Source organism: Kitasatospora sp. MBT66 (assembly GCF_000710405.2).
Classification (GTDB): domain Bacteria; phylum Actinomycetota; class Actinomycetes; order Streptomycetales; family Streptomycetaceae; genus Kitasatospora; species Kitasatospora purpeofusca.
The window spans coordinates 829,967-830,377 of the sequence record NZ_JAIY01000010.1; the positions used below are offsets into that span (position 1 = coordinate 829,967).

1 protein-coding gene is annotated in these 411 nt (G+C 63.0%); it reads left to right on the top strand.

The genetic code is table 11. From position 1 onward, the window contains the following. A partial coding sequence (locus BI06_RS28380; protein WP_043472416.1) for a heme-copper oxidase subunit III occupies positions 1-407 on the top strand: 407 nt, incomplete at its 5' end. Positions 408-411 lie beyond the last annotated feature (4 nt).

The following is a 411-nucleotide window of genomic DNA, read 5'->3' on the forward strand; positions in this document are numbered from 1 at the left end:
CGGTCAACACCACGATCCTGGTGCTCTCCTCGCTCACCTGCCAGCTCGGCGTCTTCGCCGCCGAGCGCGGGGACGTGAAGAAGCTCCGCTCGTGGTTCGTCATCACCTTCGTGATGGGCGCGATCTTCATCGGCGGCCAGATCTTCGAGTACACCGAGCTGGTCAAGAAGGACGGCCTGTCGCTGTCCTCCGACCCGTACGGCACGGTGTTCTACCTGACCACCGGCTTCCACGGTCTGCACGTGACGGGTGGTCTGATCGCCTTCCTGCTGGTCCTGGGACGGACGTACGCAGCCAAGCGCTTCACGCACGAGCAGGCCACCGCCGCCATCGTGGTGTCGTACTACTGGCACTTCGTCGATGTCGTGTGGATCGGCCTGTTCGCGACCATCTACCTGATCAAGTAACCAG